This is a genomic window from Bacteroides propionicifaciens DSM 19291 = JCM 14649 (assembly GCF_000375405.1).
Classification (GTDB): Bacteria; Bacteroidota; Bacteroidia; order Bacteroidales; family Bacteroidaceae; genus Bacteroides_E; species Bacteroides_E propionicifaciens.
The window spans coordinates 1-19,853 of the sequence record NZ_AQWS01000003.1 but is presented as its reverse complement, the minus strand read 5'-3'; the positions used below and the strand labels follow the sequence as shown (position 1 = coordinate 19,853).

Sequence of the window (19,853 nt, the reverse complement as noted above, 5' to 3'; positions counted from 1 at the left end):
ATTCTGCTAATTTAATAAGTCAATAAGCAATGGAATATCTCTCTGGGGTATTCCTTGCTCTATTAAATGAGGTTTATCTTTCAAGAGTAGTTCGATAAATTTGTCTTTATCTTGATATAAGCTCAAAGCTTGATTGTACATTGCAACAGCTTGTTTAATATTGCCTAAACTCCATTCTACATGGCCTGCATTTAGGTAATCGATGGCGGAGGGTTTGTTTTCGAGTACCTTCATGTAATAGTTTTGAGATTGCTCTAGTTTGCCCGAGATGAACGAGCACCAACCGATAGCTCGCCAAGCTCTTTTGCTGTTCTGCTTTAGGAAGTCCATCTTAAAGAAGTATTGTAGCGCCTCTTCGTATTTCCCCATAGCTGTATAACACATCCCGATGTAGAAAAGTATTGAAAGGTTATTGGGTTGTGCTTTCTCTACTGCCAAATAATAAAACAAGGCTTTCTCATGCTCACCACTAGCTCGATAGGAATAAGCCAGGTGTCGGTTTGTCCAAACATTATCCGGCTTTAAGGTGTCCGCTTTAATATAAGATTCGATAGCTAACTCGTACTGATTAGTCATTTGGTAGCAGTATCCTTTCTTCTGAAAGAGTTCAAAGCTGACATTCTTATTGTCTTTGAGTAATTCATACATCTCAATTGCTCGCTCATAATGCTCATTCTTCAAGAATACCTTAGCTAGATCGTTTAAGTAACCCGAATCTTTCTTTATAAAGTCAAATTGCTCTATCTCGTGGAAATTAATATGTGAGCTAAATATATCGGGAAAGTCGTTCTTGAATCTAAAGAGCTTAAAGAATCGATAAAGGTCGTGTACGTATTGGTTAGTTATCACACTAGGTTTTTCGGTAAGCTCTTGGAGTTTAGCCATCTTTTGCTCCTCCTCAAGTCCTCCCATTTGTTGTTCGGTTAGCTGACTTAGCATAGCATCTCTTTGAGATTTAGGGATATGTTGAAACGTAAAGCATAGCGAATACTTATCACTGTTGCAAAATAGTCCCGAATTCAAGATCAGATCGACAATAGAACCTTTTTCGTCTTGGTCGCCAAACTCATAATAAACGGTTGAGTGACGCTTTTCAAAGGGGTAAAACCAGTTTTGGATAGAGTAGAAAAAGGGGTAGCCTTTTAGTGTTGAGAAAGAGCTCATATAAACATCAGCTCCTTGCATTTGCAGCTCATTGATTTCTCTGATTTTATCACCCATACCCGATTTTTCCATTGCTTCTTGCCAATCAGGGTTATGACCCTCTTCGTCTTCTGCCTCTTCGAAGCCAAGTTTTAGGTCTTGCATGCTTGAAGCATTCTTCATCATTTCAGGGATGATCTCTTCACGCATCTTCTTATCTATCTTCTCGGTTTCTTGGCTTTGTAAGAATTGCAGATAGATGTCGTTAACTAAGTCTGTTGTTTTTTTATCTTCGAATAGGAACGAAAGTTGAGCATTTAGCTCAGGGTAGTAGGCTAATCGGTTCTTTTGATGGTTGATAACCATAACTAAACCCACTAGAGCACGGGGACTAGCAAATACAAAGTTTTTTTTGTAGGCTTCTATGAGCCATGCAAATTTCCTAGCATCAAATAAAGACAAAAGACCAAGAGTAACAGCACTTATAAAAAGAGAAAGATCGTTTTCGCTCAGTAATTTAGATTCTAAAAACTGGTTTGCCTCTTCTCTTTCAGCAAGCGTCCAAGAGTTCGAAAGCCACGCTTTAGGGAATAAATCAGCCAGGGCTTTTTCGTGTCGAGCAAGTACATGGTTGATGTTTTCTTTATCCTCGACCAAATTACTTACGGCTAATTCGTCGTTAAAACCTTCTAGAGTAGCCAAAAGACTGCCATAGGTAACATTGTCTAGTCGGGGTTTATCCGTTCTTCTACGTTGGTGGTAAATTCTGTTTGAAATTCCATCAAAAGCTTCGATAAAATACTTGTCGCTTAGTTCAAGTGTTTCTTGAATAAGTTTATCGTGTAGTTTATATCTTTCGGGATCTTTGACACCATCAAGCATATATTTTAGCATATACTCATATGTAGTTTTGATAGTATTAATTTCTGTCTCTGGTTTATTCCAGAAAATACGCTCCAGTTCATCAACAGCTTCTTTAAGTCGTCTCCCTTGCAAAAGAGATAAAATAAATTGTTGTTTTTCGTTCAATATCTTTACTTCCATGCTCTTAAATCTTAGTCTTTAGCTTTTCTTAGTTGTCGTCTTTATTCCTATTATATAGTAACAAATACAATGCCATAATTGATTTTACTCAATCTATGACATTCAGAATGTCTATAGTAATAGTATAGTGAATATTTTACAATTCTCACTTGCTTTTAAGTAATTCATCCATTCTCATTTGAAAATGACTCTCTCATTGCTCTTTATAGCTCCTTATGAGTAGTTTTAGTGGTTGACAATTGTCCGGCTGACGTGAAATTATACCGAAGGCAGATAATTTAGAAACTCTAAAGAGTGTGCCATCTGTGTCAGTAATTTAGATTTCACCTAAGCTTTTGAGTTCAAAGAAGCATTTTACAGTTGCTTCTACATCAGCAGAAGCGTTGTGGGCGTTACCAAAACCCAGCCCAAAGAGAGTTGAGTGTAGTTGCTGTAGCGTAGGCCATTTATAACCATAAGGACCTTTGATTTTACAATAGTCTGTGCTCGATTTCATTGTGCATATTTTAGTAGCATTCTCAAAGAGATCTTGCATACCATTTCTAAGAAGTTCTGCACCCATAATCTTTTCGTCGAAAGCTATATTATGTGCAACTAAGTAGTCTGCTTGCTTTAGGGCATTTGTAAATTGTGCTAAAGCTAATTTTAGATCTACTCCACTTGTTATAGCTTTTTCGGTTGTTATTCCGTGTACTTTACTCACCTCGGGAGGGATTGTAAAGCCTTCAGGTTTTATAATTTGATTTACTTGGAGAATCTCACTACCGTCTTCACGATGTAGTGCATAGGCTAGCTGTACAAGTCTTGGCCAATTATTTAGATCGGAGGCAGGAGCATTATAGTTTAGTGGTAGGCCAGTGGTTTCGGTATCAAAAAATAGATATATATTTTCTTTCATGATTTAGTCTTTAGTTTTAACTCAGTTTGTAAATATCGTAATTTAACTCATAGTATTTAGCGATATTTATAATAAGAATAGGGTACATCAAAATATTTTTGTGTACCCTACCTATAACTTTGTAAAAAGTGAAAATGTTCGCTTAGAAAATACTTTCTTCGGTTTTTGTAGTTAGTAGTTCGAGCGCTTTCATTCCCATAACTGAGTTCCCTTTTTTATTTAGCCTTGGGCTCCAGACAGCAATGGCATATTTACGTGGACAAATAGCAGCTATTCCTCCACCAACTCCACTTTTGCCAGGAAGTCCAACCTTGAAACTAAAATCTCCAGCTTCATCGTAAAAGCCGCATGTCTGCATAATAGCATTTATACGTTTAACTTGAGAGCCAGTTAGGCTAGTTTGAAAGTATTCAAATTTCTTTTTATGGTTGGCAAATGCCATGAACGCTGAAGCAAGTTGTTGGCAATTCATGGTCAGCGAGCATTGACGGAAATAGAAGCGAAGCACGCGTTCTATATCGTTTTCAATATTACCATAGTACTTTAGCATATTGGCTATAGCAGCGTTTAAAAAACCATTTTCACGCTCCGAAACAGCCATACTCTCGTTATATCGGATGTCTGAGTCGCCACAAAGTTCTTGTACAAACTTAAGAAACTGTTCTTCGGGATAATCGAGTTCAGAAAGTAGGATATCCGAGATTACTAAGGCTCCAGCATTGATAAGTGGATTACGCGGAATACCTTTTTCCATCTCTAGTTGGATTACTGAGTTAAATGCGCTTCCAGAAGGTTCAACACCAACTCTTTCCCATAAACGTTCCCCTTTGATATGAAAGGCCATAGCTAAGGCAAAAACCTTTGCTATACTTTGTATAGCAAAGGCCTCTTGACTATCCCCTACACAGTATGTCTTCCCTTCTAAAGTCTTAAGGCAGATCCCGTATTGATTGGGATTAACTTTCCTAAGTTCAGGAATATACGATGCAGGTTCACCTATATGTGATAACTGTAGAGTTTCGTTATAAATATATTGAAGGATTTCTTGATAACCCATTTTGATAAATGCTATGCTATTTTTATTCTTAAAATCCGATTTGAAGTTGTGCCATTAGAGCTGAACCATTCTTCTCAACGTGACACTGATTGTATAGGTATTGTACTTGTACTCTACATTTAGGATAGAACCAATATTGTAAACCTGCGATGTAGTTGTTTTGGATTTCTCCACGTAGTGTGTCATCAAAAGTGTTTTCGGGTTTAGCTTCACCCGAATACTCGGCTGTAAAATCTCTTGTATTGAAGTAGTCGTAAGAGAGAATAGCATCAAGCTTTGATGTTATATGGAATGCTGAAGTAACATAGCAACCACGACTTTTGTATTTATTATCTTTTCCAGCTAAATACTCTGAGGTTAAACTAAATAGGTCTGATTTGTATTTGATACCAGCAGCCCAGCGGTTTCTCGTGTAGTTATCATCTTCTTCAACTCCTAAAGCAGGATTGGCTTTAACGGCATTTCCTTTACCCAAAATGAACGAACCACCAAGAGTCAGATTATCTCCTAAGTTCATATTTAGGCTACCAATGAAGTCTTTGTGGTTGTTGCGGTCAGTCACATTATAGCCTTGACCATTCATTATGGCAAGACCATAATTGAATACACCATAGAGAAAGTCTCCATAAATCATAAGACCAATATCACGTCCTCCATTGCTAGAATTAAGAATATCACTACCATCTGATGAGGTTAAGTAACGTACGGCCTGTGATCCTCCATTAATGAGGTTTATTACCGAAGCTGAAAGTTGATTTTCAAATGAGTAGGGATTCTTGAATTGTCCAAATTTAACTTTCAGATAAGGCAACATTGCATAGTTCGCGTAGAAATCATTCGCTTTACCATTTTTGGGGTCAATGTCAATGGTTGCGGAGATGTTGTGTGTAATCTGTGCATTAAGACATAATGAAATTCGGGTCAATTCAAAACTATTCTCTTTTTCGTAGCGGTTGGTGTATTTATAACCTGCTTGCGCATAGCCCGAAAACGTTAAGCGCTCAGCTACAGTATTTACTACTTCACCAAAGTTTTGGGCATAGATACCTGTAGCCAGAAAAAGGCTAAGTCCCAGAGTGGATAATCGTTTCATAATATATAAATAATTAGTTGAGATAAATTTAAACTAAAATTTGCATTTCTTAAACAAAAAAGGCAACTCTTTTTCAGAGTTGCCTTATATATTTAAGAAATATTTACTTTTCGATAGCTGCAATTCCAGGAAGAACCTTTCCTTCGATTGCCTCCAAAAGTGCACCACCACCCGTTGATACGTATGATACACCATTTGCAAGGCCAAATTTATTGACACATGCAACTGAGTCACCACCACCAACAAGAGAGAAAGCACCTTTCTTAGTTGCTTCAACAATAGCTTCACCTAGAGCTTGAGATCCGTGTGAAAAATTGTCAAATTCGAAAACTCCTGTAGGACCATTCCAAAGAATAGTTTTTGAGTTTTTGATCACTTCAGCATAGATTTTTTCTGTTTCAGGACCCACATCAAGACCACTCCAACCGTCAGGAATTTCATTGATTGATACGATCTGTGTATTTGCGTCGTTTGCGAACTTATCAGCAATCTTAGCATCAACAGGAAGTATTAGGTTTACGCCATTAGCTTTTGCTTTAGCTTCAATGCTACGTGCTAGGTCTAGTTTATCGTCTTCACATAGAGAATTACCGATTTTACCGCCTTGCGCTTTAGCAAAAGTAAATGCCATACCACCAGTAATAATCAAGTTGTCTACCTTATTTAATAGGTTTTCGATGATCTCGATTTTTGAAGAAACCTTAGACCCACCCATGATAGCTGTAAATGGTCTTTTGATATCTTTCATAACTTTCTCAACAGCCTTTACCTCTTTTTCCATTAGGTAACCAAACATTTTGCTATCTACATCGAAGTAGTCTGCAATTAATGCTGTAGAAGCATGGGCACGGTGAGCAGTACCAAATGCGTCGTTAACATAGCAATCAGCGTATGAAGCTAGTTTCTTAGTAAAGTCTGCTTGTTTTGTTTTAACAGCTTTTTTAGCAGCAGCTTTTTCTTCGTCAGTAGCATCATCAGCCAAGAAAGGTTTGCCTTGCTCTTCTTCGTAGAAACGTAGGTTTTCTAGAACAAGAACTTCACCTGGTTTAAGAGCTGCTGTTTTTTCTTCAGCTTCTTTGCCCATACAGTCGTTAGCAAATAGAACTTCTGTACCACCAAGTAATTCGGAAAGGTGTTTTGTGATATGTTTCAATGAAAACTTATCTGCAGGACCTTTAGGGCGACCAAGGTGTGAACCAATAATTACACTACCGCCGTCGGCTAATATTTTTTTCAAAGTGGGTAATGCTGCACGCATACGTGTATCGTCTGTAATATTGAAATTTTCATCCAATGGCACGTTGAAATCCACTCTAACAAATGCTCTTTTACCAGCAAAGTTGAATTTTTCGATTGATTGCATAATACTCTATTAAAAAAGTTAATATATAAATGATAATTTTATCTCTATTTAATGCTTGCAAAGTTAGTATTTATTTCTTTTTTTCCTTAAATTAAACACTTAAAATATAACTTTGGTTTTAGGAAATTAAACTTGGCTTATATTTTTTAGAAAAATACTTACAGTATAACTTTAAACCACAGCTTTCGCATTTGGGTTTACGTGCTTGGCAAGTATAGCGTCCGTGAAGGATAAGCCAGTGGTGTGCTGTTGCAATATATTCGGTTGGGATGTGTTTAACGAGCTCCTTCTCTGTTTCTAGGGGAGTCTTTGAGTTGTTCGTCAGACCAATGCGATTGGCTACCCTAAAAACGTGAGTGTCAACTGCCATAGCTGGTTTGTCGAAAACAACTGACAAAATAACGTTGGCAGTTTTGCGTCCTACACCAGGTAATTTTATCAGTTCTTTCATCTCACCGGGTACCTGACTATTATAGTCTTCTGCAAGCATTTTTGCCATGCCGACCAAGTGTTTAGCTTTGTTGTTGGGGAAAGAGATGCTCTTGATATATTCAAATATAACATCAGGAGTTGTACTTGCTAGTGCCTCAGGGGTAGGGAAATCCATAAACAGGGCTGGTGTTTCCATGTTAACCCGTTTGTCGGTGCATTGAGCCGAAAGTATGACCGCCACTAATAGCTCGTAGGGGTTCGAATAGTGCAGTTCGGTCTCTGCTACCGGCATATGTTCCAGGAACCAATCTATAACGTTCTTATATCTTTCTTTTTTTGTCATTAATATTCTCTATAAATAGTTTCAACTAACTAATCAAATTTACTGCTATTTAACGTGGAAATCAATTAAAGGTTCATCAAACTTGAGCGAGCTACTCGTTTACTGGCGATGACCTACTGGTACCTAATTTTCACCCTAATGGTTTTATGTGGGCGCGTATAAACAAAAAAACAGATTTGAGTTTATAAGCTCAAATCTGTTTTATTTATTTTGATAGTCTTTTTAGTCTTTAAGAAGTTTTACTGCATCTACATATTGAGCAATGCCACTAGCAACTAGTTTTGCATCTTTCATGGCCAAAACCACGGTTTGCGGTTGGTGCACTACATCACCTCCTGCAAAGACCCCTTTACGTGTTGTCATTCCGTAGGGTTTCTCTTTGGCGATAACATAACCTGTGTCATCTACGTCGATGCCAGTTGTAGTGGATACAATTTTGTTAGCAGGTCTAGACCCTATAGCCAGTAGGATGCGGTCGAACTTGTATATTTTTTCTCCCTCAGGTGTGTTGGCGCGAATACCTCCAACGTATTCCGAAGATTCATCACTGATAAACTCTCGAGTATCTGTCTGCCAAAGAAAATTAGCTCCTTCCTTTACAGCAAAATCATATTCAAATTGATTTGCTGGCATCTTGTCTATGGTCTCATTAGATATTATTGTGACTTTTTTTGCCCCCATGCGGATAGCAGTTCTTGCAGCATCCATAGCTACATTGCCACAACCAACAATACCGATATGTTCACCTTCACGTGCAGGCACCTCATCTCTCTCGACATTGCCTGTACTATATAGGCTAGCCATTCGCAGGAAATAGGAAGATTGTAGGATACCCTTTAATTTGCTTCCAGGAATATCTAGTGCTTTAGGAATAGCAGTTCCCGAACCAATAAACACAGCGTCGTAGCCTTGATCGAAAAGTGTATCGACAGTTAAGTCTTCGCCCACGGCTTGGTTGGTAAGGAAGGTTACTCCCAGGTTTTCTATTTTTTTAATCTCTTTACGAACTACTTTTTTGGGAAGTCTGTATTCGGGTATACCATACATAAGTACGCCTCCAGCCTCTCCTTGGCGTTCGACAACCGTTAATTAAAACCGCTTCTGGCTAAGTCACCAGCAACGGTTAACCCTGCAGGTCCTGAACCGATGACTGCAACCTTACCTCTTGTTTTCTGAGGGAGTCGGTCTCGGATTAGATCCATATCAGCGTCAAAATCAGCAATAAAACGCTCTAGCTTACCTATATGAATACTTTCTCCCTTTTTTTGTAAAATGCAGTGACCTTCACATTGCTTTTCGTGAGGGCATACTCGTCCACAAATAGCGGGTAGATTGCTTTTTTCATTAATGATCTTCATGGCAGCTCCCATATTTCCCATCGATAACTGATATATAAAATCGGGAATATCGTTGGCTATAGGACATCCTTTAATGCAGGATGGTTTCTTACAATTTAGGCATCTCTTTGCCTCATTAATTGCTTCCTTCATGCTGTAGCCAGCATCATCTTCTTTAAATCTTATATTCTTAGAGCTCATTTTGAGTGAATTATTATTTATTAGACAGTTTAGGAGTTAAAAGTAAGGTTTAAATTGCTATCTGTACATAGCACTTTGGTTAATTTAATAAAATTAAATATGGACTGCATCCAAAGTGCTCATTTCAGTGGTAACCCAAGTTCCTTAATACAATACTATTACCTTAAACAGGGCTTCGTAGGGGATATGAGATAGCGTCAATCAGCCTGATAAGCTTTATTTGTGTTAAATATACTACTATGTGTTGCATAGTAGTTTGGGATTATATATATTTGTCGATATATTAATTAATGATCTATGAAAGTTGAAAAAGTAAAATCTCAGATGCGTCGAGGCCTACTCGAATATTGCATTTTGTTATTGCTTGATAGAGAGGCTGCTTATTCTTCCGATATAATTGACAAGTTGAGAGAAGCTAAACTTATTGTGGTAGAAGGTACTTTGTATCCTTTACTCACAAGGTTAAAGAACGACGGCTTGCTTAGTTATGAATGGCAAGAATCTACACAAGGACCACCAAGAAAATATTATGCCTTAACTGCTGAGGGAAAAGTGTTTTTAGGTGAATTAGAAGAGTCGTGGAGAGAGTTGAACAACTCGGTTGAATATATAGCTAGTAGAAAATCTAAAACCGAATAATAATATGAAAAAGACGGTAACAGTAAATTTAGGGGGAGTAGTTTTTTATATTGATGAGGATGCTTATCAGTTGCTAAAGGAATATTTAGATAATATTAGAGTTTACTTTAAGAATCATCACGACCATACAGAGATTGTTGCAGATATCGAAGCTCGATTTTCCGAACTTTTATCTCAAGATATTAGTCGTCAGAATCAGTCAATTGTGATTAGTCAGGTTGAGGCTGTGATTAAGCGCATTGGTAACCCTGAAGATTTTGATACTCAATCTGAAGAAAATGAATCTGAGGATGTCGAGTCTAGCTCTAGTTCAGATAAGAAACAGCGTTCAGCTTATGATTTTACGGATTTTCAGCGTCGAAAGTTGTTTAGAAATCCTGATGACAAGATAATAGGAGGGGTTGCAGGAGGTTTAGCGGCTTATTTTAGAATTGACAGCACTATTGTTCGTTTAATTTTAGTGGCACTGATGTTTGTTACCCTCGGGACGACTTGTGTAGCTTACGTTGTGATGTGGATTCTTGTACCTCAAGCTGATACTGCGATTGACAAACTCAATATGTATGGAGAGGATGTCACGGTAGAGAATATCGGAAAGCGTGTTAGTGAAGAGGCTAGTGATGGAAAAAAAAAAGACACAAATATAGGAAGTAATGCTGCAGGAAGTCGGCCAATAGATAGGGTTCTAAATGCCTTCGGTGTTTTACTAAAAGTGTGTTTTGTGTTTCTTATGATAGTCCTTGCTCCAGCTTGGATCTTAGTTATACTAATATTTTTAGCTGTAATTATAGGACTTATTGCTGGCGGTTCGGCTTTGCTAGCAAATATTGGTGGCCCCTTTATCTATTTTAGTGAGGGTATATCTTTGCTAACAGCTTCTGCTGGTTTGATTGTATTGATTATCCCAATGGGTATCGTACTATATTTGCTGTTAAAGAACTTAATGAAGTTCAAACCTGCAAGTAAGGGGCTAAAATGGGGAATTTTCATAGTGTGGTTTGTTGCCTTAGTTCTATTTATAATTGGAACTGCAGCTTATCAATGGCCGATGGCATCGTTTGTTTCTATCGAAATATAAGGCATTATTAGTTTTTTATCATACTTTTTGTTTGCAAATGTAAATGGCTCTACTTGTGAAAGCAGAGCCATTTTTCATGTTCTATAAAGAGTTTGATTTTACTTTAGCCATTTATCTAGCCAGCTAAAGAATGTACGCTGCCATAGAATACCATTTTGAGGCTGTAGCACCCAGTGATTCTCGTCAGGGTAAACAAGTAGCTCAGCTGGCACACCTCTAATTACAGCGGCATTGAAGGCTGCCATACCTTGGCTTGCTAAGATACGATAGTCTTTTTCGCCATGGATACAAAGGATAGGAGTATCCCACTTATCTACAAATTTATGTGGAGAGTTGGCAAATGTTCTTTGGGCAATAGCGTTGTTTTTGTCCCAGTAGGCACCGCCCATATCCCATTGTGCAAACCACATCTCTTCAGTTTCAAGATATTGCATCTCCATATTGAAGATACCATCGTGAGCAATGAAAGCTTTGAAGCGTTTGTCGTGATGACCTGCTAACCAATATACAGAATAGCCTCCAAAGCTTGCACCAACACAGCCCAATCTATCAGCGTCAACAAATGGTTCTTTAGCAACTTCATCGATAGCAGCAAAGTAGTCTTTCATTACCTGACCACCATAATCGCCACTAATTGCTTCGTTCCATTCTAAACCGAATCCTGGTAATCCTCTACGATTAGGTGCAACAATAATGTAGTCGTTTGCTGCCATAAGTTGAGGGTTCCAACGATAAGACCAGAATTGGCTTACGGGGCTTTGAGGTCCACCTTGGCAATAAAGTAGGGTCGGGTATTTCTTGTTTGGATCGAAGTGAGGAGGATAAATCACCCAAGCAAGCATTTGCTTATTGTCTGAGGTTTTGATCCATCTTTGTTCTACGCGTCCCATATCTATTTGGTCGTAGATGTGCTTATTTTCAAAAGTTAACTGAGTCGCCACTCCGTCTTCTTTAGCTACAGCGAAGATTTCATCTCCTGAGCTCAATGAATGACGTTTGGCAATGAGCTGATCTCCTAGTAGTGCTACCGACGCATAGTCGTGCATTCCTTCCGTTATTTGTTTCAAGTCTGTTGACTTAACTTCAACTTGATATATCTGAGATGTTGCATGCCATACACCGATAAAATAGATCGATTGGCCGTTTTGAGCCCATACATAATCATCAACATTTGAATCAAACTTTTTGGATATAAAGTTCTTGTTGCCAGTTGCGAGGTCCATTACGAATAAACGATTTTGGTCGGCTTCATAGCCATCTCTTTCCATGCTTAACCAAGCAATCTTATCACCTTGGGGAGAGTATTGAGGGTTTGTGTCGTAACCCATCATTCCTTCGGTGATGTTTTTGGTTGTTTTTTTATTTAGGTCGTAGATATAGATATCTGAGTTGGTCGAAAAGGCATACTCTTTGCCAGTCTTTTTACGTGAAGTGTAAGCGATATTATCGGATGTATTGTTCCAAGCAAGTTGCTCAGTTCCTCCAAATGGTCGTAGTGGTGCTTCGTAGGGTTCACCAGCCATTATATCTGTTAGGTTAGTAACTTGGTTACCATCAAAATCTCCGACGAAAGGGTGAGGTACTTCAGTCTTCCATTCATCCCAATGTTTGTACATTAAATCGTTAACTACAACTCCTGTTGCTTTAGGCAAGTCTGGATAACGCTCAGCAGTGCTTTCCACAACTCTTACAGTCGATATAAGAACAACTTTCTTTTCATCGGGTGAGAATAGAAAGCCTTCAATGCCATTCTCAACATTAGAGAGTTGCTTCTTATTGCTGCCGTCTGGATTCATTTCCCAAAGTTGTGGTGAGCCCGACTCGGCACTCATATAAGCAATCTTTGTTCCTTGTTTAATCCATACTGCACTGTTCTCACTAAATGGACTATGGGTGATTTGCTGATGATCACTTCCATCTGCATTCATGGTAAAGAGTTCTGTGTTGCTCTTATTTTGTGGTACACTGTAATAACTTACAGAATAAACAAACTGTTTAGAATCGGGTGATACAGTAAGCCCACCAATTCTTCCCATGCTCCACAATGCTTCGGGAGTGAGTTCTCGATCGTTGATCTGAATGGATGATCTGCCAATCAAGTCTTGCTTATCTTGATCGCTATCTTGTGTCGTTCCACACGAGGTAAGTGCAGCAGATGCAGCCATAATTAATAATTTTGATTTCATTGTAACTATAATTATGATAGATTTATTTTAAAACAAAGATATCTATTTAAGTCTATAGTTTCCTCTTCTAAGCGTGAAATGCTAGTAAATTACTTGATTTGGCTTACATAGTGGTATCTTGGATAGAATAAAAAAAGGAGAAACTTAATTTAGTTTCTCCTTTTCTGACTTGCACTATAATCTTATTTTCGATTTTGTGGTCCTTGTTGTTTCATTTGTTCTTGTTTTTCTTGCATCGCTTGAAGGCGAGCTGCGAATCCAGATGTTTTCTTCTTCGTGTTCTTATTAGCATTTAATTGTGCTAGCAAAACATCATCATTAGTGGTTCTACGCAATACAATCATAGTTATAATACTTATCAATGTTGATAGGAAGTAATAATAACATAATCCTGAAGGGTAGTCATTAAGGATGAATAAGAACATCACTGGCATCAAATACATCATCCATTTCATAGCAGCCATTTGTGGTTGTGCTCCTGTGCTTTGTTGAGCCATAGTGTATTTTGTATTAATAACGTTAGTTATCGTCATTAATAGACAGAATAGACTCAAATGGTTACCTAAGAAAGGAATAGTAAATGGGAAACGAATTACCGCATCGTAGGTTGATAAATCAGATGCCCATAAGAAGCTTTCTTGTCTTAGTTCGATTGCACTAGGAACAAACATGAACAATGCCATCAAAATAGGGAACTGCAGAAGCATTGGTAAGCATCCTCCCATTGGGCTGACACCATACTGACTATAGAGGCCCATGACTTCCTGTTGCTTTTTCATTGCATCAGATTGGTCTGGATATTTAGCATTGATTTCGTCTACCTGAGGTTTAAGTACTCGCATTTTAGCAGACGACATATAGGTCTTCTTTGTTGCAGGATAAACCAAAAGCTTAACCAAAATAGTCATGATCGATAATACGATCCCCATGGTTATACCTAACGTGCTCAACCAGTCGAATACGTTAATGGTAAACCAGCGGTTGATCTGTTTTACAACAGGGAAGCCAAGATAAACAATTGAGTTTAACTCCCAATCGTAACCTTTCTCTGAGTCGAATGCTTTAAGTGTCTTGTATCGGTTTGGACCAAGATACCAATACATCTGAGTAACTTCTTTGCCTAGTGGGTCAAAGAAGGTTTTAACGTCAGCTTTGTAATCTTTGATATAGCCTGTACCTTCTTCTTTTGGTGTAGAACCTAAAGTAGCCGATTCAAAACCTTGGTCACTAATAAGGATTGTAGAGAAGAATTGACTTCTAAAAGCAATCCAATTTAGTCTTTCCTCAGGAGTTTCAGTAACAGGACTTGACTCAGATAGTCGCTCAGTATCGTCTTTAAACGTTCGGTAGGTCAGACGTGATAAACGGTTCTCAAATACAAAACCCTTTTCATGCTGAGGAGTAAGTTGTTCCCAATCAACATCTATATAGTTATTGTTAGCAATCTTACCAGCCATACCGTTGGCTTTGATTTGAAAATCAACCAAATAATTTTCTGGATCTTGAGCATCTAGATTGTAAATGAAATCGATATAGCTGTTTTCGTCAGCTGCTAATCGCATTGTTAACCCAGAATCAGTAACATTTATAGGGGTGAAGAAATAGTTTTTAGTTTGTATAACCTCATTTTGATTGTAGAAGTTAATATTGAACTTGTTTTCTTTATCCTTAAATAGAACTAAGTCTTTTTTGTTATTGCCTTCAGCATCTCCTTGGTCTTTATACTTTTTTAGGGTAGCTGAATAAACTCTACCTCCTAGGTTTGAAAAAGTAACTTTCATTACTTCATTTTCTAGGGTAATAAGTTCTTCAGCACCTTTGCTAGCCTGAAAAAAGAGTGAAGTAGAGTCAATTACAGCAGGAGCTGCCACATCTTGGGCTAGGGCTTCTGCTTGTTTTTTCTCTAAAACATCTTGATTAGCCTGAATAGCTGCTATTGAATCATTTTGCTGTTGAATTGCAGCCATCTGTTCTGCATCAGGTCGGGTAAAATAGCCAAATCCTACTAATAATAGACCTATAAGTACAAAGCCAGTTACGGTGTTTCTATCCATGAATATTTGCGTTGATTGTTTATTATTTTTCTCTTCTGTCTGTTTCTTTATTTAGAGATACATGCATTAATAAATGATAAGAATAATGGGTGAGTGTTTAGTACAGTACTGCCATACTCAGGGTGGAATTGTACACCGATGTACCATTTATGAGTTGGAATTTCGATAATTTCGACCAACTCAGACTCGGGATTAACTCCGACGCACTCCATACCATTTTTAGCGAATTCATCAAGGTATACGTTGTTAAACTCATAACGGTGACGATGACGTTCTTGGATATGTTCTGTCTGATACGCTTCGTATGCCTTACTGTCTTTCTTAACGAAACACTCATAAGCACCAAGTCTCATGGTACCACCCATACTTGTGATTGCCTTTTGCTCTTCCATTATGTCGATAACATTGTGTTTGGTGTTTTCATTGAACTCTGTTGAGTTGGCATCTTTATAACCCAAAACATTACGAGCAAATTCGACAGCCATACACTGCATACCTAGACATATTCCAAAGGTAGGGATATTATTTCTTCTAGTATATTCTGCTGCAATATATTTACCCTCAATACCTCTTTCACCAAAACCTGGGCAAACTATAATTCCGTCAACTTTGCTTAGTTTCTCACTAACGTTTTCGGTTGTTATGTTACCTGACTGAATAAATTCGATATTTAGTTTGCGATCGTTGTATGTTGAAGCTTGTGAAAGCGCTTCTAGAATTGACTTGTAAGCATCAGGAAGTTCTACATATTTACCTACTAGGCCAATAGTAACTTCTTCTGTTGCATTCTCTCTGCGTTCAAGGAATTTTCTCCAAGGTAAAAGCTCTGGATCGTTTCCTGTAGGGAGATTCATCTTCTTAAGGATTGTCTTATCCAGATTTTGAGCCTGCATAAGCAAAGGTACTTCGTAAATGGTTGGAGCATCGATTGATTGTACTACAGCACCTTCTTCGACATTACAGAATAAAGCAACTTTCTTACGTAGGTTATTGCTTAACTCATGCTCTGCTCTAAGAACAAGAATGTCTGGCTGAACACCTAACGATTGTAAAGTCTTAACAGAGTGTTGTGTTGGTTTTGTTTTTAATTCTTTAGCTGCCGCCAAATAGGGAACATATGTAAGGTGAACACATACAGCATTCGATCCCATTTCCCATTTTAATTGACGTATACTTTCGATATAAGGTAATGACTCAATATCTCCAACGGTGCCACCAATTTCGGTAATTACGAAGTCAAGATTAAATTTCTTTCCCAATAATTTAACGTTACGCTTAATTTCGTCCGTAATATGTGGGATAACCTGAACTGTTTTACCTAAGTAGTCACCTCTACGCTCTTTGTCTATAACGCTTTTATAGATACGTCCTGTAGTAATGTTATTCGCTTTAGTAGTCTCAATTCCTAGAAAACGCTCATAATGTCCTAAATCTAAATCCGCTTCGTGTCCGTCAACAGTAACATAACACTCTCCATGTTCGTAAGGGTTAAGTGTACCTGGATCAATATTGATATACGGATCAAACTTTTGAATGCTTACCGAGTAACCTCTAGCTTGTAGAAGTTTACCTATTGATGAAGAAATGATTCCTTTACCCAATGAAGAGGCAACCCCACCTGTTACGAAAATATACTTTGTTTCTCCCACAACTAATGTAGTTTTATATGATTATTTACTTAGAATGCGATCTTTTACGAATAAGATCCAAAATGGTGCAAAATTAAAAAAAAAGAAGAACAAAGACTCTTTTGTGATGAACAAATTATAATAAAAAGGATAATTACGTAGTTACTCTCTGTATATCGGTCTATTATCCCTGTAGTTTTGATCCATAATAGATTGTTATTGATGTTCTGAATGTGGTTATTGTATAATCCTGCTTTATTGTTTCGTAATACATGAATAATCATTTATGCCTGTCTTTTGTCAATAAATATTTATAGGTTTATTCATAAGATATTTTATATTTGTTTAAACCATACTAAACTTTGACGACATGAATATAATTTCCCAACCCTAGATAATAAAGTTAATGCTCCTACTAATACTGATTCACAATATTTTTCTTGCTTAGATATTCTTAACGGAATCTCAAGATTAACCTATCGTAATGTGAGTGTATTAGACTTATCTTTGAATCAGTTTTTGTATATTTCTGAGAATTGTTATTCTGTAGCTGGAATATCTCCAGATGACATAATTAGTAAAGGTGATGGATTCTTAACTGAGTATGTTCCCCAAGCAGACCTTAGTTATATCCAAACAGCAAGGCAAGCGGCACGGTATTTTTATAGTCGCCCAGAGGTTAACCCTTCGGATTATGTATTGACCTTTGATTTCCATATCGAAAATGCAAAAACAAGCTTTACCAGTTTAATACATCACCAGTTTACTCCCATTCAGGTTGCACCAGATAAGAGTATTCGTTTGCTATTGTGTTTGACTTCTATGTCTCCATATCCTAAAATGGGAACCATCGAGATGGCTCATAAGAACAATAAAGAACTTTGGACATACGACAGACAAGAGATGAAGTGGTTATTACAACCCAATGTTGAGCTAAAAGATATTGAAAAGGAGGTCATTCGCCTCTCTGCACAAGGCTTTACGATTAGTTCTATTGCAAAAAAACTCAACAAATCATTTGATACAATAAAGTTCTATCGAAAGTCAATATTCAAAAAGTTAGATGTCGAAAGTATCACGGAAGCTATATCTGTAGTCATATCTAAGAAGCTGCTTTAGTTTTATTTCTTCGTGTTTTTATTTATTTTGTAGCGTGTTGTCGTAATGCTACATTGTGACAACATTCTTGCGTATTTGATTACCTAAAACGTGGTTATTCTCTGATATTGCTGTACATTTGTAGAGTTGTATTATTGTAGTTATATGAAAAATAAATTGAAAAGGTTAAGTTGCTTGAGTCTAATCCTTCTTTGTGTGGGGATTACAAATGTTTATGGTGCTTCTAATAATGATAATTACGAAGCAGCCTTTACTTCTATTCATGCATCTGATACTTTACCCTCTAATTTAAATAAATACCTATTTGTACGTTTGAATATGCAGCTAGATACTCCACGGATAGATACTATTTCTTATTTGTATAATCAGTATATAGGGGAGTTAGAATATTTAAATGATGAGTCTGTACCTCCACGTTATATTGCCCCTAATCCTTTTTATTATAAGCTGCAATTGCCTTTGGCTTATTATAATTCACCAATTAAACAGTTAGGACTACCGGAGCTAAAGCCTTATAATCCTTTTGTGTCGTCAGATCAGCCTAAAAATATACCCCCATTAAATCTTAGTAAGTGGGAGGTATTAAATCGAGCAAACAAACTCGTTGATAAAGCCCTTCTTTCTATGTATCTCAATGATATTAGTCTGGCTGTTACAACTGAAGACCGTATAATGGGGCAGAAGATTTACTTTTCTGAAGTTGAAAAAGATAAAGATATACCTAAAAAGAGTGTAACACCTTTTTTTAGAGCTGATGAGGACTTAAAAGAGGATCTTTCGATGGTTAAGAGTCTTATAAAGAAGCCCAACTGGTGGTTAACGGGTGGTGATGGCTCTCTTCAGATCACACAAAACTATATTTCAGAAAACTGGTATAAAGGAGGGGAGAGCACCAATTCAATGTTGGCTAGTTTGCGTTTGTTTGCCAACTATAACGATAGGGAGAAAATACAATTTGAGAATTTAGCCGAGGCCAAATTTGGGTTTAATACGGCATCTTCAGATACTATTCGTAAATACCGTATTAATACTGACCTTATTCGTTTGACATCGAAACTAGGTTTGCAGGCTGCTAAGAAGTGGTACTATACCCTTGCAGCCGAAATTAATACACAGTTCTCGCCAAGCTATAAGAAGAATTCAACGGATATGGTTTCAGCCTTTCTTTCGCCGATGAACTTCATTGTCAGTTTAGGTATGGACTATAAGCTTGAAAAACCTAAGGTTAAACTCTCTCTGATGTTATTGCCTGCCGATTATAACCTGCGTTATGTACGTCGTAAAGATGTTGATGAGACTCAGTTCGGTGTTGACGAGGGTAAGTCTGTCAGACATGAGGTTGGTTCGAGGTTCAAGTATATTATGGAGTGGAAAATAATTAATACTGTTACTTGGGCAACGCGTTTAGAGTATTTTACTAGTTACGACAAAGTTGAAGCTGAGTGGGAAAATACTTTTAACTTTATCTTAAATAGATACTTATCGACAAAGATATTTGTTCATGCACGGTTTGATGATAATGTAAAAAAGATCCCTGGTCGAAGCTACTTTCAACTCAAGGAGCTGTTGAGTTTTGGGATAAACTATAAATGGTAGTGGCCTACTGATTTACTAAATATTATATATAAGGAGAGTAATTTTATTGCTCTCCTTTTTAATTTAAAAACGACTTACTCACTTTCTGGTTGCCACTAGGTTGCTTTAGCTAAACGAGTAAGTCGTTCAGCTATTCTAACTAAGGTTAGTTATTATTTATTGCAAAATTCTAGAGTTGTTTTGGATTAAGATATGTTATGCAACACATTACTGGGTGATAATGTATAATGTAGGTTTGTATAAGTGTAAGTTAATCAGCGTATTTAAATGGTTTCAGGGTTGTGAGGCTGATTTTTAAGTGAAAACTTCCTTTCTTATTCAATATAAAAAATAGAATATACTCCGTAAGTTCGCAAATATTACTTAAATTTGTTCGAATTTGTAAAGTATAGTTTGCAATTATGACGAACACTATCCAACATCAAGGAATTGTAGAAAGCATTGAAGGTGCGGAAATTAAAGTACGCATTGTTCAGACAACTGCCTGCGCATCATGTAGTGCTAAGGGGCACTGTTCCTCTTCGGAAAGTAAGGAAAAGTTTATTGATGTCACCGAGCCCAATAACTCTTATAAAGTGGGAGATGTAGTGCTTTTGGAAGCTCAAACGTCGATGGGTCTTAAAGCAGTCTTGCTTGCTTTTG

At 37.4% G+C, this 19,853-nt stretch carries 14 protein-coding genes and 1 pseudogene; 5 read left to right on the top strand and 10 right to left on the bottom strand.

The window, feature by feature from the left end:
• Positions 1-6 precede the first annotated feature (6 nt).
• The 7 genes and pseudogenes from B091_RS0101340 to B091_RS11630 all read right to left on the bottom strand — a co-directional run bounded on the left by B091_RS0101340 (position 7) and on the right by B091_RS11630 (position 8,911).
• Positions 7-2,187 carry a tetratricopeptide repeat protein gene (locus tag B091_RS0101340; RefSeq protein ID WP_018108207.1) on the bottom strand — a complete coding sequence of 727 codons (2,181 nt, stop codon included), beginning with the start codon at positions 2,185-2,187 and terminating at the stop codon, positions 7-9.
• Between the two features lie 316 nt (positions 2,188-2,503).
• Positions 2,504-3,085: a 3'-5' exonuclease gene (locus B091_RS0101335; protein ID WP_018108206.1), complete on the bottom strand. Its 582-nt coding sequence runs from the start codon at positions 3,083-3,085 to the stop codon at positions 2,504-2,506.
• A gap of 142 nt (positions 3,086-3,227) precedes the next feature.
• Positions 3,228-4,142 carry a glutaminase gene (locus B091_RS0101330; protein ID WP_018108205.1) on the bottom strand — a complete coding sequence of 305 codons (915 nt, stop codon included), beginning with the start codon at positions 4,140-4,142 and terminating at the stop codon, positions 3,228-3,230.
• Between the two features lie 28 nt (positions 4,143-4,170).
• Positions 4,171-5,235 carry a hypothetical protein gene (locus B091_RS0101325; RefSeq protein ID WP_018108204.1) on the bottom strand — a complete coding sequence of 355 codons (1,065 nt, stop codon included), beginning with the start codon at positions 5,233-5,235 and terminating at the stop codon, positions 4,171-4,173.
• A gap of 103 nt (positions 5,236-5,338) precedes the next feature.
• Complete coding sequence (locus tag B091_RS0101320; RefSeq protein ID WP_018108203.1) at positions 5,339-6,598, bottom strand: phosphoglycerate kinase; 1,260 nt, start codon at positions 6,596-6,598, stop codon at positions 5,339-5,341.
• Positions 6,599-6,716: 118 nt separating this feature from the next.
• Positions 6,717-7,373: an endonuclease III gene (nth, locus tag B091_RS0101315; RefSeq protein WP_018108202.1), complete on the bottom strand. Its 657-nt coding sequence runs from the start codon at positions 7,371-7,373 to the stop codon at positions 6,717-6,719.
• Positions 7,374-7,595: 222 nt separating this feature from the next.
• Positions 7,596-8,911: pseudogene (locus B091_RS11630) on the bottom strand (NAD(P)-dependent oxidoreductase).
• Positions 8,912-9,208: 297 nt separating this feature from the next.
• Here B091_RS11630 and B091_RS0101305 point away from each other — a divergent pair.
• Positions 9,209-9,550: a PadR family transcriptional regulator gene (locus B091_RS0101305; RefSeq protein WP_018108201.1), complete on the top strand. Its 342-nt coding sequence runs from the start codon at positions 9,209-9,211 to the stop codon at positions 9,548-9,550.
• 4 nt (positions 9,551-9,554) lie between these two features.
• Positions 9,555-10,628 carry a PspC domain-containing protein gene (locus B091_RS0101300; RefSeq protein ID WP_018108200.1) on the top strand — a complete coding sequence of 358 codons (1,074 nt, stop codon included), beginning with the start codon at positions 9,555-9,557 and terminating at the stop codon, positions 10,626-10,628.
• A 98-nt stretch (positions 10,629-10,726) separates the two neighbouring features.
• On the opposite strand, the gene dpp5 is transcribed toward B091_RS0101300, so the two are convergent.
• The 3 genes from dpp5 to B091_RS0101285 form a co-directional block, all read right to left on the bottom strand.
• A complete protein-coding gene (gene dpp5 / locus B091_RS0101295) occupies positions 10,727-12,793 on the bottom strand; it encodes a dipeptidyl-peptidase Dpp5 (RefSeq protein WP_026166280.1) in 2,067 nt (688 codons plus the stop codon).
• A gap of 203 nt (positions 12,794-12,996) precedes the next feature.
• Positions 12,997-14,868 (bottom strand): membrane protein insertase YidC, encoded by a 1,872-nt coding sequence (gene yidC, locus B091_RS0101290; protein WP_018108198.1) that lies wholly within the window; start codon positions 14,866-14,868, stop codon positions 12,997-12,999.
• Positions 14,869-14,915: 47 nt separating this feature from the next.
• The gene (locus B091_RS0101285; protein WP_018108197.1) at positions 14,916-16,517 is read right to left on the bottom strand and encodes a CTP synthase; all 1,602 of its coding nucleotides are present in this window, start codon (positions 16,515-16,517) and stop codon (positions 14,916-14,918) included.
• Positions 16,518-16,982: 465 nt separating this feature from the next.
• On the opposite strand from B091_RS0101285, the gene B091_RS0101280 reads away from it, so the two are divergent.
• From B091_RS0101280 to B091_RS0101270, 3 genes are all read left to right on the top strand, one after another.
• Complete coding sequence (locus B091_RS0101280; protein ID WP_025069356.1) at positions 16,983-17,615, top strand: LuxR C-terminal-related transcriptional regulator; 633 nt, start codon at positions 16,983-16,985, stop codon at positions 17,613-17,615.
• Positions 17,616-17,759: 144 nt separating this feature from the next.
• Positions 17,760-19,211 carry a DUF3078 domain-containing protein gene (locus tag B091_RS0101275; RefSeq protein ID WP_018108195.1) on the top strand — a complete coding sequence of 484 codons (1,452 nt, stop codon included), beginning with the start codon at positions 17,760-17,762 and terminating at the stop codon, positions 19,209-19,211.
• Positions 19,212-19,612: 401 nt separating this feature from the next.
• Positions 19,613-19,853, top strand: a 241-nt coding sequence (locus B091_RS0101270) for a SoxR reducing system RseC family protein (RefSeq protein WP_018108194.1), incomplete at its 3' end; no start/stop codon positions are given.

Bases quoted from the DNA above. Each gene is read 5' to 3' on its own strand.
- yidC (WP_018108198.1), bottom strand. From the start codon at position 14,868: ATGGATAGAAACACCGTAACTGGCTTTGTACTTATAGGTCTATTATTA.
- B091_RS0101325 (WP_018108204.1), bottom strand. From the start codon at position 5,235: ATGAAACGATTATCCACTCTGGGACTTAGCCTTTTTCTGGCTACAGGT.
- B091_RS0101330 (WP_018108205.1), bottom strand. From the start codon at position 4,142: ATGGGTTATCAAGAAATCCTTCAATATATTTATAACGAAACTCTACAG.
- B091_RS0101300 (WP_018108200.1), top strand. From the start codon at position 9,555: ATGAAAAAGACGGTAACAGTAAATTTAGGGGGAGTAGTTTTTTATATT.
- dpp5 (WP_026166280.1), bottom strand. From the start codon at position 12,793: ATGGCTGCATCTGCTGCACTTACCTCGTGTGGAACGACACAAGATAGC.
- B091_RS0101340 (WP_018108207.1), bottom strand. From the start codon at position 2,187: ATGGAAGTAAAGATATTGAACGAAAAACAACAATTTATTTTATCTCTT.
- B091_RS0101320 (WP_018108203.1), bottom strand. From the start codon at position 6,598: ATGCAATCAATCGAAAAATTCAACTTTGCTGGTAAAAGAGCATTTGTT.
- B091_RS0101275 (WP_018108195.1), top strand. From the start codon at position 17,760: ATGAAAAATAAATTGAAAAGGTTAAGTTGCTTGAGTCTAATCCTTCTT.
- B091_RS0101305 (WP_018108201.1), top strand. From the start codon at position 9,209: ATGAAAGTTGAAAAAGTAAAATCTCAGATGCGTCGAGGCCTACTCGAA.
- nth (WP_018108202.1), bottom strand. From the start codon at position 7,373: ATGACAAAAAAAGAAAGATATAAGAACGTTATAGATTGGTTCCTGGAA.
- B091_RS0101335 (WP_018108206.1), bottom strand. From the start codon at position 3,085: ATGAAAGAAAATATATATCTATTTTTTGATACCGAAACCACTGGCCTA.